Below are 25,689 nucleotides of genomic sequence, written 5' to 3' on the forward strand. Positions count from 1 at the left end.
TCATAAAATAATGATAGCATTCGTTTATAACGTATTTTTTACGACAAGGCTAATAATTAATGGTTTTTTTATTAAAAAAGCTATTTTTTTGCCATCAGATCATCAACTTTAGTTTCTAATGATCCCTTTTTGTCTTTTTCTTTTCCAAATCCAGACCATTTGGATACGATAATACCTTGCGGATTTATCAGGATAAAGGTTGGATAGCCGGATACGCCATATTTTTGGATGGTTTCTCCATAATTCCCTTTGCCATCCCATAAGCTTAGCCAGCCTGGCTTATCGCGGTTAACGCCTTTTAACCAGGTTTCTTTACCACCATCTCCCGAAAAAGTGACAACTTCCAGCTGATCCGCGTATTTGGTTGATACCTTTTCCAGGTCACCTATAGATTCTATACATGGTCCGCAGTAGGTGGCAGAGAAGTCAAGCAGAATATATTTACCCTTGATATCTGACAAACGGTGCAGTTTGCCATCTTTATCCTGAGCCTCAAAATCGGCCATTTGATCCTTTTCCTTTAAAATTTCGCCGATTTTTAAATAATTACCAATCCGCTGTGCAAATGTACTGGCCTTAAATTCAGGTTTTAACGAATCATACATCCGCTGCAGCGTATCCTTCTTGAATTTTCCCTTTAAATAAAAGAGCTGACTTAATGATTCATAGGAGTTGAGGTTTTTAGTAATGTAGCTTTTCTTAATCTGATCATCAGCGCTATCCAGTTTTCCAATAACTTTCCAGATTGCTTTGCCTTTTATTTCAGCACTGTCACCTGTTAATGCAAAATACTCGTTAACAAGCTGATTCCGTTTTTTATAGCCTTCTTTGATTAAAAGATTCAATGCATTTCGATCGTTTTGGGGTTTTGAACCGGTAATGGTTAAGTCGAAAGGCATATCTTTACTATTGCCCGTTATGGTTACTTTATCATTTCCGATCAGCAGGGTTACATAATAGAATTTTTTATTGAAAGTAGTATGAAGCCATAAGCTTTGTGGTGCTGGGTTCAGTTTGCCTTTCATTACAAACTTATTGTCCTGAATGATGGCGCTGTCAATGTTCGTGCTCACATCAGTATCTTCCAGGTAAAACTTAGTTCCGTTGCTAAACCCGGTTATAGTCGCCTTAATCTCATACTGCTGTGCAAGGACAGCCTGGCTAAAGGCCAATAAAAATATAAAAAGTCCTGTTTTTTTCATAGCATTTGATTTACAAGGAGATAAAGTTTGAATGGTTGGTTGGTTTAAGTCGTGAATTTACATAATTTGTTTTATAGTTAAAACAGCATTCTTATTAATTTTATAACTGAGCTGATCTTAATAATTAAACTAAAATTTAGCCAATTGGGTTTAATTTTCGCTATAGACTTCTAAAGATGGCTGAATTTATTTAAGAGTACAGACCGGCCGGCTAAGATGATCATCCCGTTAAAAACGTGTTAATAGTAGCCTGTGCTGTTCCTTGTAAATTATATTTTCCCTAGCTTTACGTACTATGAGTAAGACCAACAGAAGAAAGTTTATTGGAACAGCAGCAGTACTTGCTGCTGGTACAGCAGTTGCTGCAGCAACGCCATTAACAGCTATACCTACAACTATGGAAAATAAATACCCTATTGTACATCACGTATTTTTTTGGTTAAAGAATCCGGATTCTAAAGCCGACCGTGATCAGCTGGTAGCAGGATTGAAGACATTAAAGAAAATTGAAACCGTTCGTGAACTGCATGTAGGTGTGGTAGCTGCAACAGAAAAGCGGGATGTTGTGGATACCAGCTGGGCTGTATCTGAACTGATCTTTTTTAGCGATCTGGCCGGTCAGGCTGTTTATCAAACGCATCCCATTCACCTGGCATTTATCAAAAACTGCAGTCCTTTATGGAGTAAAGTTGTTGTTTATGATGCCGTTGATGCCTAATCAATAATCATTTTAAATTTCAATTAGTAGTTGCGTTTCGTATTTAAGCGCGAGTAATTACTTATTTTTGAAATAAAAACCATTATGTATAGTATCTTAAAGAGCGCACACTCAGGCTGGCGTTATGTTGTTTTAATTTTATTGGTATTGGCAGTTGTACAGGCAATCTCCGGATGGCTTGGCAAAAAACCCTATACAGAAGGTAACCGTAAATTCAACGTTTTTACCCTGATCTCCGCACATATCCAATTGCTGATGGGCTTAATTCTATATTTTATGAGTGGTTGGTATAAAGCAGACAGTTCTGTTGCTTTAGGTCGTTACTGGAAAATGGAGCACGTAGGTATGATGGTTTTTGCCATTATTCTGATCACTGTAGGGAATGCACGTTCTAAACGTGGTGATGATGCGCTGGTGAAGCACCGTAGTATCGCGCTTTATTTCGGACTGGCCCTGATCCTTATTATAGCGGCAATTATTGCCATGGTAAAGGCCGATCCATCACGAACTGCATTCGGAATTTCATAATTTTCATAATTTAATTTTGCTTTGTAAGATTTATTTATATTTTTGTTGCACATGATTAACAATATACATACCTGGCAATGGCGTAGTGATTCTGAAAAGAGTTTCGTCGCAGCCTTGTGTACCTTATAGTTTATCAACCTAAACCAACCACATTGAAACCCGACGTAGACCACACGTCGGGTTTTTTTATTTTAAATGATTTTATGAATAGTTACCACATTAAAACAACGTACAAGAAGAGGCTGGCAGATACCACGACTCCTGTAAGTATCTATTTGCGGTTGAGAGACGTTTTTCCAAATACGATCCTGTTAGAGAGTTCGGATTACCATAGCCGTGAAAACTCGGTAAGCTACGTATGTGCGGAGCCTGTTGCCGGCATTATACTGAAAGATGGCGTGCTGTCTTCCTATTTCCCGGATGGCAGAAAAGAAGAGAAAACGGATTTTGTACTTACCGAAGAGATCGATGCGTTTAAAGCTATGTTTAATCCGGATGTGGTGGAAGATAAAAGATACATTTCCAGCGGACTGTTTGGTTATTTTACCTGGAATGCGGTTCAGTATTTTGAGGACATTACCTTTTCTTCAAAATCTCCCGAAGGTCAGGAAATTCCATTGATGCAATACCATATTTACAGGTACATCATCGCTATTGATCACTTTAGAAATGAGATCACCCTGTTTAAAAATACATTTAACGAAGATGATGACAATGATCTTGGAAAGATCGAATACATCATTCAGAATAAGAACTATCCGGAATACAGCTTCAAAACTAACGGGGAAGAGCAGTCTAACCTGAGCAATGAAGACTTTCTGGAGATGGTTGATAAGCTTAAAAAACACATTCTTCGGGGTGATGTATTCCAGATTGTGCCTTCCAGGGCATACAATCAAGCGTTCTTAGGCGATGAATTTAATGTTTACCGCTGTTTAAGGTCTATTAACCCGTCGCCATACCTGTTTTATTTTGATTATGGCAGCTTTAAGCTTTTCGGCTCTTCGCCGGAAGCACAGATTACCATTAAAGATAATGTGGCTAATATTTTTCCCATTGCCGGTACTTTTAAGCGGACGGGTAATGACGAGGAGGATGCGGAACAAGCCAGAAAGCTGGAGCAGGACCCGAAAGAAAGCGCAGAGCATGTGATGCTGGTTGATTTGGCCAGAAATGACCTGAGCAGACATTGTAATGGGGTACAGGTTAAATCATTTAAGGAAGTGCAGTATTATTCGCACCTGATCCACCTGGTTTCTAAAGTAAGCGGAAACCTGCAGGACAATGTGCCTGCTTTTAAAGTTGTTGCTGATACGTATCCGGCAGGTACGCTGAGTGGTGCACCGAAATATAAAGCAATGCAGCTTATTGATGAGTATGAAGGTTTGGGCCGTAATTTTTATGCGGGGGCGCTTGGTTACATGGGCTTTAATGATGAGTTTAACCACTGCATCATGATCCGCACCTTTATGAGTAAGAATAATCAGCTGCATTATAGGGCTGGAGCAGGTATTGTTGCCGATTCTGTGCCTGAAAATGAACTGAATGAAGTAAATAATAAAATTGCAGCGTTACGCCGGGCAATTGAAATGGCAGCACACATTTAACGATGGAAAATAATAAAGGAATGCAAAAGAAAGTTTTGGTAATCGATAATTACGACTCATTTACCTATAACCTGGTACACCTGGTTAATGAGCTGGGCCGTGAAGTTGAGGTATGGCGGAATGATAAGTTTGAACTGGCTGATGTAGATCAGTTTGATCAGATCCTGCTTTCTCCAGGCCCGGGAATTCCGGAAGAAGCCGGCTTATTGCTGGATGTAATTAAGACCTATGCGCCAACGAAAAGTATTTTTGGCGTATGTTTAGGTCAGCAGGCCATTGCTGAGGCTTTTGGCGGAACTTTGCTGAACCTCGGGAGGCCGATGCATGGTATTGCAACGCCTATAACCGTATTGGATGCTGAAGAGTTGCTGTTTAAAGATTGTCCGCAAACGATCAATGTTGGGCGCTACCACTCCTGGGTAGTTAATAACGAAGGATTGCCGGATTGCCTTCAAATAACGGCTACTGATGTAAGTCATGAAATTATGGCTTTAAGACATAAAGAGCTTGATGTACGCGGCGTTCAGTTTCACCCGGAAAGTGTGCTTACTGAACATGGTAAACAAATGATGCAAAACTGGCTGGAAAAATAAGATGACTATTTTAGATAAAATTGTACTGCGCAAAAAGGAAGAAGTGGCCCAGGCTAAACAACTTGTTTCTGTAAGGCAGCTGGAATCGGGGCTGCACTTTAACCGCAACCCTCATTCGTTTAAATCGTTCTTAACAGATCCTGGACGTACAGGTATCATTGCCGAATTTAAGCGGAGATCGCCATCAAAGGGGATTATAAATGATAAAGTAACGGTTGCTGATGTGACAACTGGTTATGCAGCAGCGGGTGCTTCTGCATTGTCTGTTTTGACGGATACGGACTTCTTTGGCGGACATACAAAGGATTTGCTGGAAGCCAGGGCAGCGAACCAAATCCCGATCCTGCGAAAGGACTTTATGATTGATGAATACCAGGTAATTGAGGCAAAGGCTTTGGGTGCTGACATTATTTTGTTGATTGCAGCCATCCTGACACCTCAGGAAATTGCTGCCCTTGCCGGCACGGCAAAAGGTTTGGGCTTAAATGTGCTGCTGGAAGTACATAACCAGGAAGAACTGGAGCGCAGTATTTGTCCGGATCTGGATGCGATTGGGGTAAATAACCGAAACCTGGCAGATTTTACGGTAAATATCCAGACTTCTTTTGACCTGGTTGATCAGATCCCTTCAGACTTTATGAAAATCTCTGAAAGTGCAATCTCTGATACGGAAACGATTAAGAAATTAAAGCTTGCCGGATTTAACGGCTTCCTGATAGGAGAGAATTTTATGAAGACCGAAAACCCGGGTGCAGCCATGTCTGCATTTGTCAGTGAACTGATCTCGGTATAACTTTTGTATCTTTGTACTTTACAATGGGAAAACAGAAAACTTACGATACGGCGCTTAAGCAGGAACGTGCGATACTTGTTGGGGTGATCAGGCCTGGTGAAAAGCCTGAAGAGACCCGGGAATATTTGGATGAGCTTGCTTTTTTAGTAGACACAGCCGGTGGTGTGGTGGAGCATGAATTTACTCAAAAAATGCTTAAGCCAGACCGCGGGACTTTTGTGGGTACGGGAAAATTAGAAGAAATAGGGGCTTATGTAAAGTCTGAAGAAATAGATATGGTTGTTTTTGATGACGAATTGTCACCATCACAACTTAAAAATATTGAACGTGAGCTGCAGGTTAAAGTATTGGACCGGAGTAATCTGATCCTTGACATTTTTGCCGGAAGGGCCCAAACGGCCCAGGCGAAGACACAGGTTGAACTCGCCCAGCTGCAATACCTTTTACCGCGGTTAACCCGTTTATGGACCCACCTTGAACGTCAAAAGGGCGGTATCGGGATGAGAGGTCCCGGTGAAACCCAGATTGAAAGTGATAGAAGGATGATCCTTGAAAAGATCTCTCTTTTAAAAGGCCGCCTGAAACTTATTGATAAACAGAATGAGACACAGCGTAAAAACCGTACTCAGCTGATCAGGGTTGCCCTTGTTGGTTATACCAACGTTGGTAAATCGACCATCATGAACATGATCTCTAAATCTGAAGTGTTTGCAGAGAACAAGTTATTTGCTACGCTGGATACGACGGTAAGAAAAGTGGTAATTGAAAATCTTCCGTTCCTGCTTTCTGATACTGTTGGTTTTATCCGGAAACTTCCGCATCATTTGGTAGAGTGTTTTAAATCTACACTGGACGAAGTTCGTGAAGCCGACATCCTGGTCCACGTAGTGGATGTTTCTCATACACACTTTGAAGACCAGATCCATGTGGTTAATGAGACCTTAAAAGAATTGGGTGCGCGGGATAAGGAAACCATTGTTGTTTTCAATAAAATGGATGCTTATGTAAGTCCGGAAACTGATAATGAGAACGGAGAGCGGACAACCCTTACCCTGGAAGATTTTAAACGCAGCTGGATGGCTACGAACAATGCTCCTGCAATCTTTATATCTGCCACCCAAAAAGAAAATGTAGAAGAATTTAAGCAGCTATTATACGATAAAGTTGTCGCTTTACATACCGAGCGTTATCCTTATGATAAGCTTTTATATTAATCAATTCCGTTTTAAAGATAGAAAATCATGGAAAGTAAACGTCAACAGAAATTTGCCGGTGTATTGCAGGAAGAACTAGCGAACATCTTTCAAAGAGAAGGATCATCCTACATCCCAAATACATTGGTTACCATTACAAAGGTTCGTGTTTCTCCGGATCTTGCTGTGGCAAAGGTTTATTTGAGCTTTTTAAATACGAACAATACGACTTTATCTGTGGCTGAAGTAAACGCTCACGCCAGCGAGATCCGGTATAAATTAGGTGTCCGCATTCGTAACCAGGCCAGGGTAGTACCTTCGCTTACCTTCTTTTTGGATGATACCAATGAATACGTGGAGCATATGGATAAATTATTCGATAAGATCTCCAGAGAACGTAAAGAAACAGACGAACAAGCCGATTAAAAAAACTAATAAGCAGTGTAAATGATGGATAGCTATTTAGGCAAGCCAGATCTGATCATTGGAAAAGTGGTTGATTTTAATGCTGCAGCAGATCAGCTGTATCCGTTTGATTTTACGGCAGCGAATACTGAGCTAAGCGATGAAATTTTATCCGATACGCGGCTTTTTAGTGATTGGATATCTCACAAGCTCAGCAGCGCAAATTGCCGGTATGGAATTGGGGGATACAATGAACACCGCACCATTTACGCCCGGAGTGCTCATTTTGATACACATGAAGAACCCCGCAGACTACATTTGGGTGTTGACATCTGGGGCCCAGCATTAACTCCTGTTTACAACTTTTACGAGGCTACAGTACATAGTTTTAAGTTCAATGATCATTTTGGTGATTATGGAGCTACTATCATCTTAAAGTATGAGATCGGTGATCTTGTTTTTCATGCCCTCTACGGGCATTTAAGTCTGGCTTCATTAGATGGGCTGGAAGAAGGGCAGCTGATCCCCTCAGGGTCTCAATTTGCAGCTTTTGGTATTGCTGAAGAGAACGGTCACTGGCCTCCGCATCTTCATTTTCAACTGATCTTGGATCTGCAGGGTTTAGCAGGGGATTATCCGGGAGTATGCCGGTTTTCTAAAAGAGCTGGTTACCTTAAAAACTGTCCGGATCCGGAACTGATCTTAAAGCATACATTTAAATAACTCCCTTAATTACAGGTCATAATTTTAAAGAATTGATTTATTGGCATTAAAAATGCGTAAATTAGGATATGTCAAAGATCCTTACCCTGATTTTTCTTTTATCCGGATTTGTCCTGAAAGCCGAGCCTGAGCTTAAGGGCGGACTTGAATCATTCATTAATGCCAATAAAATTTATCCGCAATATTCTTTAAGGAACTGCATTGATGGTACCGTTACGATCGGCTTTAAGCTGAATAAAAATGGGAAGGTCTATTTCTCCGTGATCAGAAGCGGCGTGGGTACCGATCTGGATGATGAAGCGTTAAGACTGGTTCGGATGAGCAGTGGTCAATGGATTGTTCCTGAAGACCACGATACGGCAACTGTGATTATTGCGCCTATAAAATTTACCATTTCCGGGCAGGACTGCCAGGGTAAAAGCAGGCAGGAGATCAACCTTGCTATTGAAAGCTATCGCGCCAATAAAGGTTCTACAGATGCGGTTTTAAATTTCTACAGGAATAAGGGAACGGCTACCTATACGCGCGCAGAAGAACTGAGGATCCTTGCCCTAAAGCAAAGCCTTGGTTATGATGAGGCATACTTTAAGGAACGGATTGAAGATGGCCTGAAAAAGATCCAGCAAAAGGACCAGCAGGGGGCTTGTGAAGATTTTAGGTTTGTTAAGAATATGGGTTCTAACCTGGCTGATGAAATGCTGGCCAAATACTGCAATTAAACAATTACATGGATGGCATTTAGAATAATGCTTGCTTTAATGCTGTTTACCTTGCCGATATATTCTCCGTCTACCTGGAAATGTGCTTTATGTTTGGTTTTTATGGTCAATGCGGTCGTTTGAAAAAGCTCTATGTTGGCTGGATTTAGTGCCATATTGGTGAACTTGAGCTTAAGGATTTCCATCACAGAATATTTCTTTACCAGAACTACTTCAAATACTTCATCGTCCAGGCGGCCTTCCGGGTTGATCTTTACACCGGTACCATACATTGTTGCATTTGCAATGACCACCATTGCTGCTTCTGAACGGATCATCTGATCGCCGATCTTAAACTCTACTTCCATTTTGTTGTGGCTCCACAGGGCTTGCCATGCGGCTTTGGTATATCCCCACATGCCCCGTTGTGCCAGGTGATCAAACTTTTTAACCAAATATGCATTGAACCCAATGTCTGCCAGGTGGATGCACAGTTCGTCGTTTACAGTTACGGCATGGATCTTTTTAGGTGTTCCATTTACAGCGGTATCAATTGCTTCAGGAATGGTTAACGGGATGTTAAGCTCTTTAGCCATTCCGTTTGCTGAACCTGCTGGAATTATTCCGATTGGCGTATCCGTTTCGAGCAAACATTCTGCAACCAGTTTAACGGTGCCATCTCCGCCAACGGCAACGATCCGGTCTGCCTTTGAATTGGTGATGGTTTCTTTAAGTGTTGCTAAAGCACAATCTTTTGGCAGTTCATAAATCTCCGCCTGGTGACTGGAAGTTTTAAAATAAGCAGTAATCTCTTCACTGTAATTGACTTCGTCACTTCCGGAACCCGGATTAATGATAAAGAGTAATTTTAGTGATAAAGCGTTGTCTTCCATCTGATGTATTGTCTAATCGTTAAAACAACTTGAGAGATACTCTGTTTTATTTAATAATGAATAAATCGGTAAGTGTAAAAGTATATCATGGTTATGGACATGAAAAGAACCTGGTGGTGTATGGGCACGTGTTCAGGTTTAAGGCGAAAACAAAGCAGTTGTTTAGCAATAACCTGTTTGTAAATATCGTTCATTTGCTTAAGCTCTTCATTTTAAAACCTTATCCTTTTGTTCAGGTCAGGCTTACCTTTAACGGGCAGGAAGTGTATCAGAAAACCGAGTATGATGGCTTTTTTAAATTTGAGTGGGCTGCTGCAAATTCTGTTAAGGCGGGGTGGCACGGCGTTAAGGTAGAGGCTCTGGACGATGCGGGTATTGTTTTGGCAGTTGGCCAGGGAAAAGTATATGTACCTCACATTACGCAATATGCCTTTATTTCTGATATTGATGATACCATTATGATCTCTCATTCAGCCACGATTGGGCGGAGACTGAGGGAATTGTTCATCAAAAATCCAAGAACAAGGAAAACGTTTAAAGATACCTATACCCACTATACTGCGCTGTCCCTTTCACATACAAATGCGGACCAGCCCAATCCATTTTTCTATGTATCCAGCAGTGAGTGGAATTTGTATGATTACTTGTTAGAGACCTTTAGGTTCAATAAACTGCCTGAAGGTGCTTTTCTGCTCAATCAGATCAAGCGGTGGAAAGACCTCATAAAAACCGGAAAGACCGGTCACGAAGGTAAATTAATACGTGTAATGCGGATCCTGGATGCATTTCCAAACCAGAAGTTTGTTTTCTTTGGTGATAACTCTCAAAAAGATCCGGCAATCTATACCACCATTGCAGAGAAATACCCAAAGAACATTGAAGCGATATATATCCGCAATGTGCGCAAGGAAATGGAAGTGGCAACATTGGAACTCTTAAAAAAGGCTGATGATAAAAATATCAGCACCTGTTTATTTGAGGATAGTGAAGATGCCATTGCACATTCTAAGCGGATTGGATTAATTGTTGTTTAGACGATTAATAAGCAGCTTTTAACTTATTGATTTTCCAAAGGGGGTAAAGGCCAGGTTCATCAGCTTAAAATGCTGCCTGCCAAAAGGGATCCCGATAATGGTGATACAGAACAGCAACCCGAAAAACAAGTGCGTTAACGCAATCCAGAACCCACCAAACAGCAGCCAGATGATATTCATAATGGTAGACAGGCATCCGGTATTGGAGGAGGTATCTGTTATTTTAACGCCGAATGGTGCGAGGCCGACGATTGCAAATTTAAAGCATTGGATTCCAAAAGGAATACCTACGATGGTAAGGCATAATATTAAACCGCCGATGATGTATTCGAAGAATATAAAGATGCCGCCAAAAATAATCCAGATCAAGTTGCCGATAAAATTCATTTTTCTGCTTTTTGATGAGATCAAAAATAACGGATTTAGTTACATTAATAAGTATTGTTTATCATTGTAAATGGTTTTTAGATTACCCGACGATGAACTTGTTTTTCCTGATCCCTCTCTTGCGGATCCCGATGGGATGCTTGCTGTTGGCGGCGATCTGAGTTTGCCGAGGTTATTACTGGCCTATCAGAACGGCATCTTTCCGTGGTTTAGTGAGGATGATCCCATTTGCTGGTATTCTCCTCATGAGCGCTGTGTCATTTATCCGGATCAGATCAAGGTGAGTAAGAGCATGGCTAAACTGATCCGCTCTGATGTTTTTAAGGTTACCTATAACCAGGCTTTCACTGATGTAATCCTGAACTGTGCTAAGATTGGAAGGAAAGATCAGCCCGGAACCTGGATTACCAAAGAGATGCAGGATGCTTATATCAACCTGCATGAACACGGGTATGCTTCGAGTGTAGAGGTATGGCATAATGGAGTATTGGCAGGCGGGTTGTATGGTGTATTGACTGATCACGTTTTTTGTGGTGAAAGTATGTTCAGCCTGGAGAGCAATGCATCAAAAACAGCATTGATCTGGCTGTGCCAGAATAAGGACTTTGAACTGATTGACTGCCAGCTTCCCAATGACCATTTGCTGAGCCTGGGCGCGGTAATGATTTCGCGTGAGCAATATGATGCCGTGCTTGGCAATTAAATGCGGTTGGCGCGACTGATCCAGCATTCCTCCACACTGGTTGAAAGATTTGCAGGGTGTGTGATTGAAAGATCTTTAACTCGTGTAATTCAATAATACCCGGTTTGTCTAATTGAGAATTTCCCGGATATCGTCTTTACTTAGTGATTTAAAGAAGCTTTCTTCGGTAGTAATTAATGAACTGGCCAGCCTTTTCTTGCGGTTTTGTAAAGCTAGGATTTTCTCTTCTACCGTGTCTTTGGCTATGAACTTGTAGATGAATACTTTCTTTTCCTGTCCGATCCGGTGCGTCCGGTCAATGGCCTGCTGTTCAACGGCAGGGTTCCACCAGGGGTCAAGTATGAATACATAATCAGCCTGGGTTAAGTTTAGGCCGACACCACCTGCTTTGATGGAGATCAGGAATACTTTCAGGTCTGTGTTTTGCTGGAAATCCGCAACGATCTCACCCCTGTTCTTTGTTGATCCATCCAGGTATGCAAATGCAATGGATTCCTTTTCAAAATAGCTTTTAAAGATATTTAAGTGTTTGACAAATTGTGAAAAGATCAGCACCTTATGGCCGCCTTTAAGTACATTGTCTAACGTATGCACCACATTCTCAAACTTTCCTGAATCGGATGCGTACGTATCGTCTATCATAACCGGGTGGTTGGCCAGCTGACGCAGTGCCGTTAAGCCTTGTAATAGCTGTACCTGTTTCTTAGCATATGTACCATCATCCATACTGCTCAGGAGATCATTCCGGTAAGCAGACTTTGTTTTTTCATAACGCTCTGCCTGGTCTTCGCTCATGGTGCAGTAAAAGATCTGCTCTGTTTTTGAAGGCAGCTCTGCGGCTACCTGTTCTTTTGTCCTCCGCAGTACAAAGGGTTTGATGATGGCCTGTAGTTTACGGGCCTTTTCTTCATCCTTTCGTTTCTCAATGGCCTGGACATACTCTTCATTAAAAAAGGATTGGGTACCCAGCATTCCGGGATTCAGAAAGGTAAGTTGTGTCCACAGATCACTAACCGAATTTTCTACTGGTGTACCACTCAGGATCAGTTTATTTTTAGATTTCAGGGAGCGTACTGACTTAAATGATTTTGAGGACGGATTTTTTATGTTTTGACTCTCATCAAGGATGATGTAATTAAAGTAAAAATCGCGGAGCAATTCTGCATCAACCCGTGTTATACCATAGGTGGTGATCACAATGTCGTATGCGGCAAAGATGCTGATGTCCTTATCTCTTGTGGTACCGGTATGGGAGTGGATCTTTAGCTTAGGTGTAAACTTTTTTGCTTCATTGAGCCAGTTATAGATCAATGAGGTCGGCATAATGATCAATGAGGTGCTGTGGGTTGCCTTTTCCTCATCTTCTTCTTTGAGTTTCTGGAGCATAGCCAGCGTCTGAATAGTTTTACCCAAACCCATATCATCGGCAAGGCATCCGCCAAAGTTATATTCCCTTAAAAAGCTGAACCAGTTATAGCCGGCCTTCTGGTAACTGCGCAGGTCGCCTTTGAAATGAACAGGCATTTGTACATCTTCTATATTCTCAAAATTGTTCAGGCGTTCCAGCTTCCTGCTTAAAGTTACATTGGTAATGCTGTCTTCTGCAAGTTCATTGATGAGGCCCAGATGGTGTTTTTTAAGCCGTAACGATTTACTGCCATCAGCCAGGCTGAACAGACTGCTGTACTGTGTAAACCATTTCTCCGGAATGATTGCGATTGCGCCATCGGGCAATGTAAATTCCCGTCTTTTATGGAGAATATGCTGCTTTAAAGACATGAACGGAATGGGATGCTCCCCGAAATAAACAATGGCGTTGATGTCAAACCAATCGTTATCTTCCTTGATCTCAAAATCAATTTTATTGGCGGCCAGTAAGAATTTCTTTACCCCATTTTGCTGCTCAATTTCGAACCCGCAGGATCTTAGGGTCTCAATATGCTCATTTACCCAATTGATGACCGCATAAGAGAGACCTTCTTCCTGGTTATTGGCAACTTCCAGATTGTGGAAAAGAGCACTTGTTTTTTTTAGCCCCATGCGCACCAGGGTATTGAACTTTTCCAGTTCATAGACAATGTCCCGTTTAATCCGGGTAAACACATAATTGTCTTCTTCTTTGGCCAGGCGGACGGTTACTTTTTTATCATTCCCCATCGCAAATGCATACTCACCGTAATTAAAATATAGCTGAAGTTGTGAAATTCCTCCGTCTACATAGATCACTTTGATTACAGGGGTGGGTTCATGCTTAACGGTTTTGATATCAAATCCTTCTGCGTATACGTGGTATTTCTCGATCAGGGGACTTACAAATTTCTCGAAATAAGTTTCTTCTGTTGCTTTTGGGATGGTAATATAGCGTTTGTTTAAAAAAGGAAGCAGTTTCTTTCCTTCTATGTCCTGTTCAAAAAAGTAAAGGATGTCATTAAGCAGCAGCCATGCGGGCTGGTTGCTTACCACCTGTGCATCTTTAAACATGAAGTCGATCCGTTGTCCCTGGTATTTAATGGTTGGGAAGTAGCGTGTTTCGAGTTCATTTCGTCTGAAGTGAAACAGGACGGTGGAGGCCTCTTCAGCGATTTCTATTTTACGTTCTGCCGGCCAGCCGTCATTATCCATTAGGTAGAGTGATCCGCCGGCCTTAATGATCTCGAGTACTTCGGACAGTTTCTTTTCTATTTTAGGGCGTACATTTTCATAAAACTTATCGTCAAAGAATTTGCTGAAGAACTCTACTGCACGGATGGCTTTTTTATGGTATTTTTTGATGATGGTATCCTGCTCGGTTTCATCCAGCATCCGGATCAGTTTAAGGTCCTGTTCTGAGAGGTGCTTAGTGAATTCCTGTGCTGTATGTGAAAAGATACGCTGGTAGGTCAATGAAAAATCGCCCTGTGGATTCAGCTGGACGATGTGAGGCTCTATCAGATAACCCAAATACGCATGCTTACATAGTGAATATACAATTTTGCAAGGTTTGGAACTATCTACGCGTAACATCGGCTAAAGATTAAAAAGAAAGAAAGTTAAAGCATTAAAAATCTCTAAACATACATCAAATTGATGTCCTTTCAAAGTACGCGTTTCATTATCTGATTTTTTGTTCGTGTTGGTCGAAAAAAATGGGCAGTTCGTCGGGAATTATCAAAGCCTTGTATAATGAAGTGAAGGTGGGTGCAACGTTTTTCTTCTATCAGCGTCTTATTACCAAAACAGCTTAAAAATCTCAAATGATTCAAGATATGAAAACTCTAACAAAAACATTTTTCTCATTGGTTCTGATTGCAGGGGTGATGGTTTCAGCAACAGTTCCTGCGCTTGCAGTTGACAACAACAAAGACGCAACCTCTGCTATTACTGCAGGGCTTCCATTCAACAAGATCCTTGTTTCTGGAAATGTAAAGGTTGTGCTGGTACAATCTACAACACCGGGTGTTGAGGTGGATACACATTTTAATCCGGAGAAGACTAGGATCCAGAAAAAAGGATTGATATTGATGATCAGTTCAACAGAAGTAGACCAGGTGATGGTTACGGTTTCTGTGAATGATCTGCAGCGGATTGATGCATCAGAAAATTCAGCAGTGGTAACCAGCGGAAGGTTCAATGTAAAATACCTTCAGATCTTTCTGAAAGATTATGCTACCGCTAATGTAAATGCAGTAACCGGCAGTTTGTATACGATCATTAAGGGCAATGCGAGCTTAAAATTAAGCGGTGCTGCTGATCAGCACACGCTTATTGCTAAAGAATCTGCAAATGCAGACCTGGGCCGGTTTAAATGTAAGAACATGGAGCGTTTTACTTCCGAGTCACTGGCTGCAATGCACCTTCCGAAATCCATTATGGATCAGAAGAAATAATTAAAGATCGAATTTAATACCCTGCGCTAACGGCAGGGTATTTGAATAATTTATGGTATTGGTTTGCCTGCGCATATATCCTTTCCAGGCATCTGATCCGCTTTCCCTGCCACCACCGGTTTCTTTCTCTCCGCCAAATGCCCCGCCAATCTCAGCACCGGATGTTCCGATGTTTACATTGGCAATACCGCAATCTGATCCTGCCGCTGAAAGGAACAGTTCTGCTTCACGAAGGTTTAACGTCATGATTGCCGATGATAGTCCCTGCGGAACACCATTCTGTAGTTCAATAGCTTCTTCCAGCGTTTTATATTTGATCAGGTACAGGATTGGTGCAAAGGTTTCTTCCTGAACGATCTCATAACGATTTTCGACCTCTGCTACGCAAGGCTTTACATAGCATCCGGAGGGTTCATTGGTGATCACACCACCTTCTACAACAAATTTAGCACCTTCTGAGATTCCTTTTTGGATGGCCAGGTTGTACATGTCCACTGCTGCGGTATCAATAAGCGGACCTACATGGTTGTGCTGATCCAGTGGATTGCCAATACGAAGCTGTCCATATGCTTTGACTAATTTTTCTTTAAAATCATCATAAATATCTTCCTGGATGATCAGCCTCCTGGTAGAAGTACAGCGCTGTCCGGCAGTACCTACGGCACCAAATACGGCTCCTATAATGGACATGTCAAGGTCGGCATCTTTAGAGATGATAATGGCGTTGTTGCCGCCAAGTTCCAGGATGGTCTGTCCAAACCTTCCGGCAACGGCACTTGATACGATCCGGCCAATACGGGTTGATCCTGTAAATGAAATTAAGGGAATCCTTTTATCGTTGTTCATCAGATCGCCAACGGCATTTCCGATAATGAGGCTGCAGATCCCTTCGGGAAGGTCATTTGCCTGAAGTACTTTGGCTATGATATGCTGACATGCAACTGCGCATAATGGTGTTTTTGAGGAGGGTTTCCAGACGCATACATTTCCGCAAACCAGGGCCAGTGCGGTATTCCAGCTCCACACGGCAACGGGGAAGTTAAATGCGGAGATGATCCCTACAATGCCCATGGGGTGCCACTGTTCATACATGCGGTGGTTTGGTCTTTCCGAGTGCATGGTTAAACCATACAGTTGTCTGGAAAGGCCGACAGCAAAGTCGCAGATGTCGATCATCTCCTGAACTTCTCCAAGCCCTTCCTGCAGGCTTTTACCCATTTCATAAGAAACGAGGGTTCCGAGGTCTTCCTTATTTTCGCGGAGTGCATCGCCAAACTGGCGTACGATCTCCCCGCGTTTCGGAGCAGGTAAGCTGCGCCAGTAAAGAAATGCCTGTTCTGCTTTTTTCAATACCTCTTCGTAATCTGCTTCTGTAGCTGTCTGAATGCCTGCAATCTTGTTTCCATCTGCCGGAGAATAGCTGTCCAGTGTTTTTCTATCCGTTATTGAAGCCCATTGGCTTCCAGTGCAATACGCCGGGTTTAGATCCAGAATATTTAAGTTTTTTAAAACTTTGGTGATATTTTGCTCCATAACTAGTTTATAGTTGATATACAAAGCAACAAAAAAAGACCTGAATATTACGATCTCTAAAATAAAGTTACGTTATTTTGTAAAATAATCAGATCCTAATCCCTTACCACCTATACTGATTTGTTAAATCTTCTAAAAAAGGGGCGGGGTAACCCCTATTATTATCAGTAGTTTAGGTTAAAGGGTGTGTGTATGTTGAAAATTATTTGCCGTTTTGTGTGAATAATATTGTAAACTTATAAAGTATATTTAACGCAGGGATCTGTTCTTAATCAGTCGATATATGGAAGAGGAATTTTATTTTGATTTTAGTGATGATGCACAGCGTTCTGTAGAACGCTACGAAGAGATGATACGTAATCAGGATCAATATTTTTTTGACGCCCAGGCTTTTGAAAATATTATCGATTACTACATCGAAAAGAGCGATCCTGTAAAAGCACTTCAGGTTATTGAGTACGCTTTGAACCAGCATCCTTATGCTGCGGTTTTTCTGGTTAAACAAGCCCAGTTGTTTTTTGTTACCGATCAGATTGACCGTTCTTTTCTTGCGCTTCAGAAAGCAGAGATGCTGGAAGCTTCCGAGCCGGAGATCTACATTTTAAGAGGTAACATTTACAATAGCCTGGAGCGTTATTCGGAGTCACTGGATAATTTCCAGAAGGCATTGGAGTTTTCGGAAACCACAGACGAGATTTTGCTTCAGATTGCGTATGTATATCAGAATATGCTTGATTACGAGCACGCCATTGTATACATTAAGCAGAGTTTAGAGCAGAATATGGAAAACAAGGACGGCCTGTATGAGCTTGCTTTTTGTTACGATATTCTGGATAAGCAGGAAGAAAGCATACAATTTTATAAGGAGTATATTGATAAAGACCCTTATTCATACGCGGCCTGGTATAACCTGGCCAATTCGTACCATAAGCTTGATCTGTTTGAAAAGGCAATTGATGCGTACGATTATGCGATCTTAATTAAAGATAACTTTGCTTCTGCATACTACAATAAAGGCAATGCTTTGGTTCAGCTGGACCGTTTTTCTGAGGCGATTGAAGTTTATAAACAAACCTTTGAGTACGAAAAGCCCAATGCAGATACGTATTGTGCGATTGGCGAATGCTATGAAAAGCTGGAGCTTATGGATGAAGCGCGGTCATACTATAAAAAGTCTGTAAAGATGGATCCCAAGATGGCTGATGCCTGGTTTGGAATTGGTGTGACGCTTAATTTTGAAGAGCGCTTCTTTGAGTCCCTTCATTTCTATAAAAAAGCCATTGAACTGGATGATGAAAATGCAGATTTCTGGTTTGCCATGGCGGATGCGTATTATAAACTTGGGCAGATCGAACTGTCTGTAGAGGCGTATTCTAAGGTATTGGAATATAATCCTGTTGATGTAGAAGCATGGCTTGATTATTCAACCGTGTTATACGAGCAGGGTAAGTTGCTGGAAGCTTCTGAGACCATCTCTGAGGCCATCAAGAACAACCCGGATGCGGCTGAACTATATTATCGTATGGTTGCGTATCTTTTTGCCCTTGGTGAGAAGAACGAAGCGTTGATCTATCTGGAAACTGCATTGGCAACGGATCCGGAGAAGCACCACATTTTATTTGAATATTTGCCCCAATTACAACAGAACGGCTCTATACTTGAAGTGATCAGCCGTTTTATAAAATAAAAACCGGATGGTTTTTATTAGATATTACTGATAAAAACTGTCCGATTTTTTTTCACCTTTGTCATCAATATGAATTACCCACTTAATAATATACCAGAAAGGCCTGTAAAACCACGCAACAAAGGAATTACAATGGTCATGGATAAAGGACTAAGCTTAAGACAAACAGAAGATTTTATTGACGTTGCCGGCATACATAGTGATATTGTAAAGTTAGGCTGGGCTACTTCTTTTGTTACCCCTAATTTAAAGGAGAAGTTAGCGATCTATAAATCGGCAGGTATCCCCACTTATTTTGGGGGAACACTTTTCGAGGCTTTTATTATCCGGAATCAATTTGACGATTACAGACGTGTGCTGGATCAGTTTAACATGGAATATGTTGAAGTTTCTGACGGTTCGATCACCATTGATCACGATCTGAAATGTGAATATATCCAAAAGCTGTCTAAACAGGTTACTGTAATTTCTGAAGTTGGCTCTAAAGACGCTGCTAAAATATTTGCGCCTTACAAATGGATTAAGCTGATGCAGGCTGAGCTTGATGCGGGTTCATGGAAAGTTATTGCGGAAGCACGAGAAGGTGGTAATGTTGGCATTTACAGGGGTTCTGGTGAGGTTAGGGAAGGCCTGGTAGATGAGATCCTTACGCAAATTCCTGAAGAGGCGATCATTTGGGAAGCCCCCCAAAAGGAACAACAGGTTTGGTTCATCAAATTACTGGGTACAAATGTGAACTTAGGGAATATTGCACCTGCTGAAGTGATTCCATTGGAAACCATCAGACTTGGTTTAAGAGGCGACACTTTTGATCATTTCCTGGATCTTGCTAACCTGTAATCCGGGAGTTACCAGACCATGAGAAAATTTGGATTAATAGGTTTCCCGTTATCACATTCATTCTCAAAGAAGTTCTTTACCCACAAGTTTGAGACGGAGCAGATTGCTGACTGTGAGTATGATCTGTTTCCCATTGAAGATATTGAACTTCTGCCGGCACTGCTGGCAGATCATACCGAATTGCGGGGTCTAAATGTAACGATACCCCATAAATTAAATGTGATCCGTTTTCTGGATGAAGTTGATGATGCCGCATTGCAGATTGGTGCTGTAAATTGTATTTCAATTTTGAATAATGACGGTAAACGCTGGTTAAAAGGTTACAATACGGATGCCTTTGGCTTTCGCACATCCCTGGAGCCTCTGTTAAAGGATCACCATAAAAAAGCGCTGGTCTTTGGTGATGGCGGTGCTGCTAAAGCAGTAAAGTATGTACTAAAGACCCTTAATATTTCTTTTCTTGTCGTTAGCCGGAAGCCCGGTGCAGATTCGGTCAGCTATGCTGAAGTTACTCCTGAATTACTTCAGGAATATACGCTGCTGATCAATACAACCCCTCTGGGTATGTCTCCAAATATAGATAGCTGCCCGGAGATTCCATATGCTTCCTTATCTGAAATACACCTGGCTTATGACCTGGTTTACAATCCGGAAGATACCGTGTTTTTGCAAAAAGCGCGTGAACATGGTGCGGAGATCAAGAATGGTCTTGAAATGCTTTACCTGCAAGCTGAACATTCCTGGTATATTTGGAACAAATAGATGAAAAAGCTCCTGATCCTTTCCTTTTTAATTGCGATGGTACTTGCTGCATGTACCGGAAACAGCTATTCTCCAAAACCGAGAGGTTATTTTCATATCGAATTCCCAAAAAAGGAATATAGAAAATTTGATACCGGCTGTCCTTTTACGTTTGACTATCCTGTTTATACGGAAATGACCCATGATGGGGCCGGCAACACAAATTCATGCTGGTATAACCTTTCTTTTCCCCGTTTCAATGGAAATCTTCATTTAACATATTACGATGTCTTATCCCAAAAAGAATATGCAGAGCTGGTTGAAGATGCGCGGACATTTGCATTTAAACATACAGTGAAGGCAAATGCAATTGATCAGAGACTGATCAATTATCCGGAGAAAAAGGTTTATGGCATCTATTATGCGATAGAAGGCAATACGGCTTCTTCGGTACAATTTTTTTTAACAGACAGCGTGAAGCATTATTTCAGGGGCGCTTTATATTTTAATGAGCGTCCGCAGTACGATTCGATCCAGCCGGTTGTTAATTTTATTAAAAAAGATATCGACCGGATGATCAGTACCTTTAAATGGAAAAATTAGCATTTACTATAATAAAATGATCAGCATTCAGAGATTTACCTTTAACCCGGTTCGGGAAAACACCTATATATTATTTGATGAAACGGGTGAATGTGTCATCATCGATCCGGGCATGTACGATGGGGAAGAACAAAATATCCTGGTCCGCTTTATCAAAGAAAAGGAACTGAAGCCTGTTCTTTTACTAAATACACACTGTCATTACGATCATGTTTTCGGAAACAAGTTTGTTTACGATAACTGGGGTTTAAAGCCACAGTTTCACCGTGGTGAGCTGTTTGTACTGCAGGCCATTCCGGGTTACCTTCCACAAATGGGACTTCGTTATGAGCTGTCTCCGGAGCCTGAGGTTTTTCTGGAAGAAACGGGAACAGTTACCTTTGGAAACAGTACGCTTGAACTGATCTTTGCACCTGGACATTCTCCGGCACATTTATGTTTTTATGCTGCGGAAGACAACTTTTTGATTGGTGGCGATGTTTTGTTTTACAATAGCATTGGCCGTACTGACCTGCCGGGAGGTAATCATGCGCAGTTAATTAGCAGTATAAAGAATAACTTGTTTAAATTGCCCGATAATTGCGAAGTTTATCCTGGTCACGGACAACCGACAACTATTGGATATGAGAAACTTACCAATCCATTTTTACAATAATAACCGTTAAGCAGTACATATTGAATACACCATTTTTCATAGCCCGCAGGTATCTTTTTGCTAAAAAATCTACCAATGCTATAAATATCATTTCTACAATTTCTGTAGTGGGTGTATTTGTAGGAAGTGCTGCTTTGATCACTATTTTATCGGTATTCAATGGCTTTGGTGAAGTGGTTTTGAAGATGTTTAATACCATTACTCCTGAAATTGTGATCTCACCGGCAGCTGGAAAGACCTTCTCTCCCGGATCTGCGTATTTTAATGCGCTAAAAAGAAATAAGGATATTTACTCTTATACTGAGGTCTTGTCTGAAAATGCATTGCTCCGGTATAATGACAAGCAATCCGTTGCCCTGGTTAAAGGTGTAAGTGCAGATTACTTAAAAAATAAAAGCTTAGACAGCATTACCCTGGAAGGAAAGTTTCTGCTGAACAACAGTGCCGGAGATTGTGCCGTGATCGGTTCTGCCATTCAGACTTACCTGATGGTTAATGTGGCCAATCCCTTTGACCAGCTGCAGATCTTTTCTCCTAAAAAGGGAACCAAAGTTAGTTCGGTTAATCCCGCTGATGATTTTACCATTTTATCCATTCCCACAGCGGGTGTTTTTGAGGTTCAGCAGGACTTTGATAACCTGGCAATTGTTCCGTTGAGCTTTGCGCGGAAGCTGCTGGGCGAACCGGAAAAGATCTCTGCCATAGAGATTAATTTAAAACCAGGGATCAATGTCGATAAATTTAAGGAGGAGATTGAACAGCGCATCGGTGCCAATTTTGAAGTAAAGGACCGGATCCAGCAGAATAAGGTTCTTTATAATATCCTGGGGAGTGAGAAATGGGCGGTATATATTATCCTCACTTTTATTTTAATTATTGCTATTTTTAACATCATCGGATCATTGACCATGCTGGTGATTGATAAACTAAAAGATATTGCGATTTTGAGTAGTCTGGGAGCTGGAAAGAAGCTCATTAAACGGATATTTTTATTCGAAGGAATGATGATTACCATGACGGGCTGCCTATTCGGCCTTCTGATTGGATTTATCTTTTGTTTAGTGCAGCGTGAATTTGGTCTGGTTAAAATGTCGCAAGAGAATTTGCTGATTCCAAATGCGTACCCAGTCGCATTTAAATGGACAGATTTCTTACTGGTCTTCTTAACCGTAAGTATATTTTCTTTTGTGGCATCAGCTTTGTCAGCTAATTTGAGCGTTAAGAAAATAAACCATTTGAATCAAGATCTGTAATCCTATGAAGCTATTTAATAAATCTTTATTTTTAATCCTGGCACTTTCCGTAGTGATTATTGCCTGTAATCAAAAAGATGCAGCGGATGAAAAGGGTACTGTAAAAATTCTAAAAGGTTTGTATAGTTATGGTCCTGAGATCAAGTCTTTTACCGATTGTGAAGAGGGCCGGGAATACTGGGTTGCCGATAGTGCCAAGACGCTTGAGCTTTCTTACAGTAACTTTAATTTTGAAAAGCCATATGAGCCGGTATATATCGAGGTAGAATGTCACCTGATTAAATCAGATAGCCTAATCGTATCTGCTGATTTTGATTCTACTATGGTGGTAACCAAGGTACTTAAGATCACTAAAGAGATTCCTGACGGTCCCTGTAATTAATTAACCGATCAGGTAAATACTGTGTTTTAAAGGCTCAATCAGCCCTTTTTCCTGTGCCATATTGAAAAGCACATCGATTGCCTTTCTGCCTTCAGTACCAAGTTGAACACTGTATTGATTTACGTACAGTTCGATGTGCTTATACATCACCTCTTCACTCATCTCCTGTGCATGCTGCTTAATAAATTCAAGGCCTGATTTTGGATCATTGAATGCATATTCTACCGATTTTTGAATAAGCCGGTTTACTTTTTCCTGCACGCTTCTTTCCAGCTTCCTGTTGATCACGATTCCGCCCAGCGGGATGGCGCAGCCGGTTAGTTTTTCCCAGTAACTGCCCAGATCAACGATCTTGTGTAATCCTTTTTCCGAATAGGTGAACCTGTTCTCATGGATGATCAGTCCGAGGTCTGTCTTTTCTTCCAGCAATGACGATTCTATGTCAGAGAAGACAAGTTCTTGTTTGTTTGTCAGGTGTGGAAATGCAATTCCAAGCAGGAAATTGGCAGTTGTAAATTTACCTGGGATACCCACTTTTAAGGAGGCATCTAAATGTGTACTGTTCTGAACGTGTGTTTCGTCCTTACAGATCAGCAGCGGGCCTACACCAAAGCCGAGTGCACTTCCGGAATCCAGCAGCGCATATTTCTCATAACAATGTGCAAAGGCATGGAAGCTCAGCTTGGTAATGTCCAGTTCCGCATTAAATGCTTTATGGTTCAGTGTTTCTACATCATCAAAGCATACTTCGAATTCCAGGCCTTCCGTATCAATTTTATGATGGATCAGTGCATCGAATATAAAGGTATCATTTGGGCAGGGAGAAAAGCCTAGACTAAGTTTCATGCGGTAAATATAGGGACTATTGAAAACCGCTCGGTTATGTATTTGTCAAAAAGCCAATTGCCCAGGTGTTCAGGTTCTTTATGGCAAGTCCAATTTGCCAGTTTTCACGGTTTCGGGGTTCTACATAGTTCGAAATGCTGCGAACCTGGACGCAGGGAATGGAAATTTTTGTACAGGCATACAGCACAGCTGCGCCCTCCATACTTTCTGTTACGGGTGCCAGCCTTTGAATTATGGAGCGTATGCTGCCTTCATTTCCATGAACACAGTTAACTGTTATTCCATTTACCTTTTTAAGGCGTTTGATATAGTCGTTTAAGAGGTTGTGATGTGCGGTATATTTAGTTTGTCCGAAGCCAAGGGCATCCAGGGTAAGAAACGCATCTTTATCTTCTGCACCAAGTTCAGCAAATTCATCAGAAATGATGTTCAGTACACTACCCAATGGAATGGTACGGTCGAAGCTGCCGGCAATGCCCAGGTTTAGAACCAGGTTGTAGCTGGTATTTAAATGCTGCCCGAGTGCGAATGCGGTTGCCGTCATCCCAACGCCGGTGATCAGCACATCAAATTCATCCGTTCTTACAAAATCCACTTTGGGCAGGTTAAATTGTTCGTACAGGAATTCGATTTCTGGCCGTGTTGCTGCAACGATAAGAAGTTTCATAGGGATCTAAGTTAGTTATTTACCTTTCTACTTAAACCTTTCTACGTATATTTGTTCGTTATATCACAAACGATAACCTAATATAAATGATTTTTATAACTAGAAAAGCATCATTTAATGCGGCGCATAAACTCTCCAGACCTGATTGGACGGAAGACGAAAATACGGCAGTTTATGGAAAATGTGCTAATCCGAACTGGCATGGCCATAATTACCAGCTATATGTAACCGTTAAGGGTGAGGTTAACCCGGAAACTGGCTTCCTGGTAGATCTTAAATGGTTAAAAGACATTACCAATACCTATGTTGTAGATAAGATTGATCACCGCAACTTAAATCTGGATGTGGATTTTATGCAGGGTAAGCTGGCTTCAACAGAGAATCTTGCCATTGCGATCTGGGATGAGCTGCACAATCTGATCGCCGAATCCGGCGCAGCATTACACTGTATTAAAATTTACGAAACCGAGAATAACTTTGTAGAATATTTCGGTTAATACCTTAGATATGAATGATCATTTAGACGAAGAAGAAATTAGCTACACTAAAATAGACCGTTATAACGACAGTAAAATAGCTTCTGTAGCCAATCATTATAAAGATATTCTGGGTCAGCTGGGTGAAGACCCTGAGCGTGAGGGACTCTTAAAGACTCCGGAGCGCGTGGCTAAGGCCCTGCAGTACCTTACTCATGGGTATGACCTTAATCCCTCAGAGATATTGCGCAGTGCGATGTTTAAAGAGGATTACAGCCAAATGGTGGTTGTGAAGGACATTGAAGTTTATTCGATGTGTGAGCATCACATGCTTCCATTTTTTGGGAAAGCGCATATTGCATATATCCCAAACGGGCATATCGTCGGTTTAAGTAAAATACCAAGGGTTGTAGATGCATTTGCGCGTCGTTTGCAGGTACAGGAGCGGCTAACTAACGAGATCAGGGACTGTATTCAGGAAACCCTGAATCCTGTTGGCGTTGCCGTAGTTATAGAGTGCAGGCATTTATGTATGGCCATGCGCGGCATACAGAAGCAAAATTCTGTAACCACCACCTCTGCGTTTACCGGTGAATTTGCAAAAGATAAAACGAGGGCGGAGTTTTTAAGGCTGATCACTGCCAACTTACATTAATCAATTCC

28 protein-coding genes are annotated in these 25,689 nt (G+C 41.4%); 21 read left to right on the forward strand and 7 right to left on the reverse strand.

Features of this window, described 5'->3' with window-relative positions; translation table 11 throughout:
• Nucleotides 1-80 precede the first annotated feature (80 nt).
• Nucleotides 81-1,202 (reverse strand): TlpA disulfide reductase family protein, encoded by a 1,122-nt coding sequence (locus ATK78_RS09085; RefSeq protein ID WP_133575771.1) that lies wholly within the window; start codon nt 1,200-1,202, stop codon nt 81-83.
• A gap of 295 nt (nt 1,203-1,497) precedes the next feature.
• Between ATK78_RS09085 and ATK78_RS09090 the strand changes: the two genes are divergently transcribed.
• The 9 genes from ATK78_RS09090 (at nt 1,498) to ATK78_RS09130 (ending at nt 8,481) form a co-directional block, all read left to right on the forward strand.
• Complete coding sequence (locus tag ATK78_RS09090; protein WP_133575772.1) at nt 1,498-1,920, forward strand: Dabb family protein; 423 nt, start codon at nt 1,498-1,500, stop codon at nt 1,918-1,920.
• Nucleotides 1,921-2,004: 84 nt separating this feature from the next.
• A complete protein-coding gene (locus ATK78_RS09095; protein ID WP_133575773.1) occupies nt 2,005-2,448 on the forward strand; it encodes a cytochrome B in 444 nt (147 codons plus the stop codon).
• Between the two features lie 203 nt (nt 2,449-2,651).
• The gene (locus ATK78_RS09100) at nt 2,652-4,055 is read left to right on the forward strand and encodes an anthranilate synthase component I family protein (RefSeq protein ID WP_133575774.1); all 1,404 of its coding nucleotides are present in this window, start codon (nt 2,652-2,654) and stop codon (nt 4,053-4,055) included.
• Between the two features lie 20 nt (nt 4,056-4,075).
• Complete coding sequence (locus ATK78_RS09105) at nt 4,076-4,648, forward strand: anthranilate synthase component II (RefSeq protein ID WP_133576423.1); 573 nt, start codon at nt 4,076-4,078, stop codon at nt 4,646-4,648.
• 1 nt (nt 4,649) lies between these two features.
• Complete coding sequence (trpC, locus tag ATK78_RS09110) at nt 4,650-5,441, forward strand: indole-3-glycerol phosphate synthase TrpC (RefSeq protein WP_133575775.1); 792 nt, start codon at nt 4,650-4,652, stop codon at nt 5,439-5,441.
• Nucleotides 5,442-5,464: 23 nt separating this feature from the next.
• A complete protein-coding gene (gene hflX, locus ATK78_RS09115) occupies nt 5,465-6,655 on the forward strand; it encodes a GTPase HflX (protein WP_133575776.1) in 1,191 nt (396 codons plus the stop codon).
• A gap of 27 nt (nt 6,656-6,682) precedes the next feature.
• Nucleotides 6,683-7,060, forward strand: a complete 378-nt coding sequence (gene rbfA / locus ATK78_RS09120; protein ID WP_133575777.1) for a 30S ribosome-binding factor RbfA — start codon at nt 6,683-6,685, stop codon at nt 7,058-7,060.
• A 21-nt stretch (nt 7,061-7,081) separates the two neighbouring features.
• Entirely contained in the window at nt 7,082-7,762 is a 681-nt protein-coding gene (locus ATK78_RS09125; RefSeq protein WP_133575778.1) for a peptidoglycan DD-metalloendopeptidase family protein, read from the forward strand.
• A 68-nt stretch (nt 7,763-7,830) separates the two neighbouring features.
• The gene (locus tag ATK78_RS09130; RefSeq protein WP_133575779.1) at nt 7,831-8,481 is read left to right on the forward strand and encodes a TonB family protein; all 651 of its coding nucleotides are present in this window, start codon (nt 7,831-7,833) and stop codon (nt 8,479-8,481) included.
• Here the strand turns inward: ATK78_RS09130 and ATK78_RS09135 are convergent.
• A complete protein-coding gene (locus tag ATK78_RS09135) occupies nt 8,478-9,353 on the reverse strand; it encodes a diacylglycerol/lipid kinase family protein (RefSeq protein WP_133575780.1) in 876 nt (291 codons plus the stop codon). The genes ATK78_RS09130 and ATK78_RS09135 overlap by 4 nt on opposite strands.
• Before the next feature lie 56 nt (nt 9,354-9,409).
• Between ATK78_RS09135 and ATK78_RS09140 the strand changes: the two genes are divergently transcribed.
• The gene (locus ATK78_RS09140) at nt 9,410-10,387 is read left to right on the forward strand and encodes an App1 family protein (protein ID WP_133575781.1); all 978 of its coding nucleotides are present in this window, start codon (nt 9,410-9,412) and stop codon (nt 10,385-10,387) included.
• 18 nt (nt 10,388-10,405) lie between these two features.
• On the opposite strand, the gene ATK78_RS09145 is transcribed toward ATK78_RS09140, so the two are convergent.
• Nucleotides 10,406-10,774, reverse strand: a complete 369-nt coding sequence (locus ATK78_RS09145) for a YccF domain-containing protein (protein ID WP_133575782.1) — start codon at nt 10,772-10,774, stop codon at nt 10,406-10,408.
• A 70-nt stretch (nt 10,775-10,844) separates the two neighbouring features.
• On the opposite strand from ATK78_RS09145, the gene aat reads away from it, so the two are divergent.
• Nucleotides 10,845-11,477, forward strand: a complete 633-nt coding sequence (aat, locus tag ATK78_RS09150) for a leucyl/phenylalanyl-tRNA--protein transferase (RefSeq protein WP_133575783.1) — start codon at nt 10,845-10,847, stop codon at nt 11,475-11,477.
• 108 nt (nt 11,478-11,585) lie between these two features.
• On the opposite strand, the gene ATK78_RS09155 is transcribed toward aat, so the two are convergent.
• Nucleotides 11,586-14,480 carry a DEAD/DEAH box helicase gene (locus ATK78_RS09155; RefSeq protein ID WP_133575784.1) on the reverse strand — a complete coding sequence of 965 codons (2,895 nt, stop codon included), beginning with the start codon at nt 14,478-14,480 and terminating at the stop codon, nt 11,586-11,588.
• A gap of 242 nt (nt 14,481-14,722) precedes the next feature.
• Between ATK78_RS09155 and ATK78_RS09160 the strand changes: the two genes are divergently transcribed.
• Entirely contained in the window at nt 14,723-15,343 is a 621-nt protein-coding gene (locus ATK78_RS09160; protein WP_133575785.1) for a GIN domain-containing protein, read from the forward strand.
• Here ATK78_RS09160 and amaB read toward each other — a convergent pair whose 3' ends face one another.
• Nucleotides 15,344-16,876, reverse strand: a complete 1,533-nt coding sequence (gene amaB / locus ATK78_RS09165; RefSeq protein WP_133575786.1) for an L-piperidine-6-carboxylate dehydrogenase — start codon at nt 16,874-16,876, stop codon at nt 15,344-15,346.
• A 283-nt stretch (nt 16,877-17,159) separates the two neighbouring features.
• Between amaB and ATK78_RS09170 the strand changes: the two genes are divergently transcribed.
• The 7 genes from ATK78_RS09170 to ATK78_RS09200 all read left to right on the forward strand — a co-directional run bounded on the left by ATK78_RS09170 (nt 17,160) and on the right by ATK78_RS09200 (nt 23,037).
• On the forward strand, nt 17,160-18,563 hold the full coding sequence (locus tag ATK78_RS09170; protein ID WP_133575787.1) for a tetratricopeptide repeat protein: 1,404 nt from the start codon (nt 17,160-17,162) through the stop codon (nt 18,561-18,563).
• A gap of 69 nt (nt 18,564-18,632) precedes the next feature.
• Nucleotides 18,633-19,403 carry a phosphosulfolactate synthase gene (locus ATK78_RS09175; protein ID WP_133575788.1) on the forward strand — a complete coding sequence of 257 codons (771 nt, stop codon included), beginning with the start codon at nt 18,633-18,635 and terminating at the stop codon, nt 19,401-19,403.
• Nucleotides 19,404-19,421: 18 nt separating this feature from the next.
• Nucleotides 19,422-20,165 carry a shikimate dehydrogenase family protein gene (locus ATK78_RS09180; RefSeq protein ID WP_133575789.1) on the forward strand — a complete coding sequence of 248 codons (744 nt, stop codon included), beginning with the start codon at nt 19,422-19,424 and terminating at the stop codon, nt 20,163-20,165.
• Nucleotides 20,166-20,747 carry a gliding motility lipoprotein GldD gene (gene gldD, locus ATK78_RS09185; RefSeq protein ID WP_133575790.1) on the forward strand — a complete coding sequence of 194 codons (582 nt, stop codon included), beginning with the start codon at nt 20,166-20,168 and terminating at the stop codon, nt 20,745-20,747. It begins immediately after the preceding gene.
• 16 nt (nt 20,748-20,763) lie between these two features.
• A complete protein-coding gene (locus ATK78_RS09190) occupies nt 20,764-21,402 on the forward strand; it encodes an MBL fold metallo-hydrolase (RefSeq protein ID WP_133575791.1) in 639 nt (212 codons plus the stop codon).
• Between the two features lie 20 nt (nt 21,403-21,422).
• Nucleotides 21,423-22,655, forward strand: a complete 1,233-nt coding sequence (locus ATK78_RS09195; protein ID WP_133575792.1) for an ABC transporter permease — start codon at nt 21,423-21,425, stop codon at nt 22,653-22,655.
• A 4-nt stretch (nt 22,656-22,659) separates the two neighbouring features.
• Nucleotides 22,660-23,037: a hypothetical protein gene (locus ATK78_RS09200; protein WP_133575793.1), complete on the forward strand. Its 378-nt coding sequence runs from the start codon at nt 22,660-22,662 to the stop codon at nt 23,035-23,037.
• Here the strand turns inward: ATK78_RS09200 and ATK78_RS09205 are convergent, their stop codons facing one another.
• The gene (locus ATK78_RS09205; RefSeq protein WP_133575794.1) at nt 23,038-23,883 is read right to left on the reverse strand and encodes a menaquinone biosynthesis family protein; all 846 of its coding nucleotides are present in this window, start codon (nt 23,881-23,883) and stop codon (nt 23,038-23,040) included. It abuts the gene before it with no gap.
• A gap of 34 nt (nt 23,884-23,917) precedes the next feature.
• On the reverse strand, nt 23,918-24,550 hold the full coding sequence (gene mqnB, locus ATK78_RS09210) for a futalosine hydrolase (RefSeq protein ID WP_133575795.1): 633 nt from the start codon (nt 24,548-24,550) through the stop codon (nt 23,918-23,920).
• Nucleotides 24,551-24,636: 86 nt separating this feature from the next.
• Here mqnB and ATK78_RS09215 point away from each other — a divergent pair, with 86 nt between their 5' ends.
• Complete coding sequence (locus tag ATK78_RS09215) at nt 24,637-25,047, forward strand: 6-pyruvoyl trahydropterin synthase family protein (protein WP_133575796.1); 411 nt, start codon at nt 24,637-24,639, stop codon at nt 25,045-25,047.
• A 10-nt stretch (nt 25,048-25,057) separates the two neighbouring features.
• Nucleotides 25,058-25,681 (forward strand): GTP cyclohydrolase I FolE, encoded by a 624-nt coding sequence (gene folE, locus ATK78_RS09220; protein ID WP_133575797.1) that lies wholly within the window; start codon nt 25,058-25,060, stop codon nt 25,679-25,681.
• The last annotated feature ends 8 nt before the right edge of the window (nt 25,682-25,689 follow it).

Origin of the sequence: Pedobacter metabolipauper (assembly GCF_004362715.1) — a bacterium.
In the GTDB taxonomy this organism is placed as follows: Bacteria; Bacteroidota; Bacteroidia; order Sphingobacteriales; family Sphingobacteriaceae; genus Pedobacter; species Pedobacter metabolipauper.

Coding starts and splice junctions, on each gene's coding strand:
- ATK78_RS09085 (WP_133575771.1), bottom strand. CDS start 1,202: ATGAAAAAAACAGGACTTTTTATATTTTTATTGGCCTTTAGCCAGGCT.
- ATK78_RS09090 (WP_133575772.1), top strand. CDS start 1,498: ATGAGTAAGACCAACAGAAGAAAGTTTATTGGAACAGCAGCAGTACTT.
- ATK78_RS09095 (WP_133575773.1), top strand. CDS start 2,005: ATGTATAGTATCTTAAAGAGCGCACACTCAGGCTGGCGTTATGTTGTT.
- ATK78_RS09100 (WP_133575774.1), top strand. CDS start 2,652: ATGAATAGTTACCACATTAAAACAACGTACAAGAAGAGGCTGGCAGAT.
- ATK78_RS09105 (WP_133576423.1), top strand. CDS start 4,076: ATGCAAAAGAAAGTTTTGGTAATCGATAATTACGACTCATTTACCTAT.
- trpC (WP_133575775.1), top strand. CDS start 4,650: ATGACTATTTTAGATAAAATTGTACTGCGCAAAAAGGAAGAAGTGGCC.
- hflX (WP_133575776.1), top strand. CDS start 5,465: ATGGGAAAACAGAAAACTTACGATACGGCGCTTAAGCAGGAACGTGCG.
- rbfA (WP_133575777.1), top strand. CDS start 6,683: ATGGAAAGTAAACGTCAACAGAAATTTGCCGGTGTATTGCAGGAAGAA.
- ATK78_RS09125 (WP_133575778.1), top strand. CDS start 7,082: ATGATGGATAGCTATTTAGGCAAGCCAGATCTGATCATTGGAAAAGTG.
- ATK78_RS09130 (WP_133575779.1), top strand. CDS start 7,831: ATGTCAAAGATCCTTACCCTGATTTTTCTTTTATCCGGATTTGTCCTG.
- ATK78_RS09135 (WP_133575780.1), bottom strand. CDS start 9,353: ATGGAAGACAACGCTTTATCACTAAAATTACTCTTTATCATTAATCCG.
- ATK78_RS09140 (WP_133575781.1), top strand. CDS start 9,410: ATGAATAAATCGGTAAGTGTAAAAGTATATCATGGTTATGGACATGAA.
- ATK78_RS09145 (WP_133575782.1), bottom strand. CDS start 10,774: ATGAATTTTATCGGCAACTTGATCTGGATTATTTTTGGCGGCATCTTT.
- aat (WP_133575783.1), top strand. CDS start 10,845: ATGGTTTTTAGATTACCCGACGATGAACTTGTTTTTCCTGATCCCTCT.
- ATK78_RS09155 (WP_133575784.1), bottom strand. CDS start 14,480: ATGTTACGCGTAGATAGTTCCAAACCTTGCAAAATTGTATATTCACTA.
- ATK78_RS09160 (WP_133575785.1), top strand. CDS start 14,723: ATGAAAACTCTAACAAAAACATTTTTCTCATTGGTTCTGATTGCAGGG.
- amaB (WP_133575786.1), bottom strand. CDS start 16,876: ATGGAGCAAAATATCACCAAAGTTTTAAAAAACTTAAATATTCTGGAT.
- ATK78_RS09170 (WP_133575787.1), top strand. CDS start 17,160: ATGGAAGAGGAATTTTATTTTGATTTTAGTGATGATGCACAGCGTTCT.
- ATK78_RS09175 (WP_133575788.1), top strand. CDS start 18,633: ATGAATTACCCACTTAATAATATACCAGAAAGGCCTGTAAAACCACGC.
- ATK78_RS09180 (WP_133575789.1), top strand. CDS start 19,422: ATGAGAAAATTTGGATTAATAGGTTTCCCGTTATCACATTCATTCTCA.
- gldD (WP_133575790.1), top strand. CDS start 20,166: ATGAAAAAGCTCCTGATCCTTTCCTTTTTAATTGCGATGGTACTTGCT.
- ATK78_RS09190 (WP_133575791.1), top strand. CDS start 20,764: ATGATCAGCATTCAGAGATTTACCTTTAACCCGGTTCGGGAAAACACC.
- ATK78_RS09200 (WP_133575793.1), top strand. CDS start 22,660: ATGAAGCTATTTAATAAATCTTTATTTTTAATCCTGGCACTTTCCGTA.
- ATK78_RS09205 (WP_133575794.1), bottom strand. CDS start 23,883: ATGAAACTTAGTCTAGGCTTTTCTCCCTGCCCAAATGATACCTTTATA.
- mqnB (WP_133575795.1), bottom strand. CDS start 24,550: ATGAAACTTCTTATCGTTGCAGCAACACGGCCAGAAATCGAATTCCTG.
- ATK78_RS09215 (WP_133575796.1), top strand. CDS start 24,637: ATGATTTTTATAACTAGAAAAGCATCATTTAATGCGGCGCATAAACTC.
- folE (WP_133575797.1), top strand. CDS start 25,058: ATGAATGATCATTTAGACGAAGAAGAAATTAGCTACACTAAAATAGAC.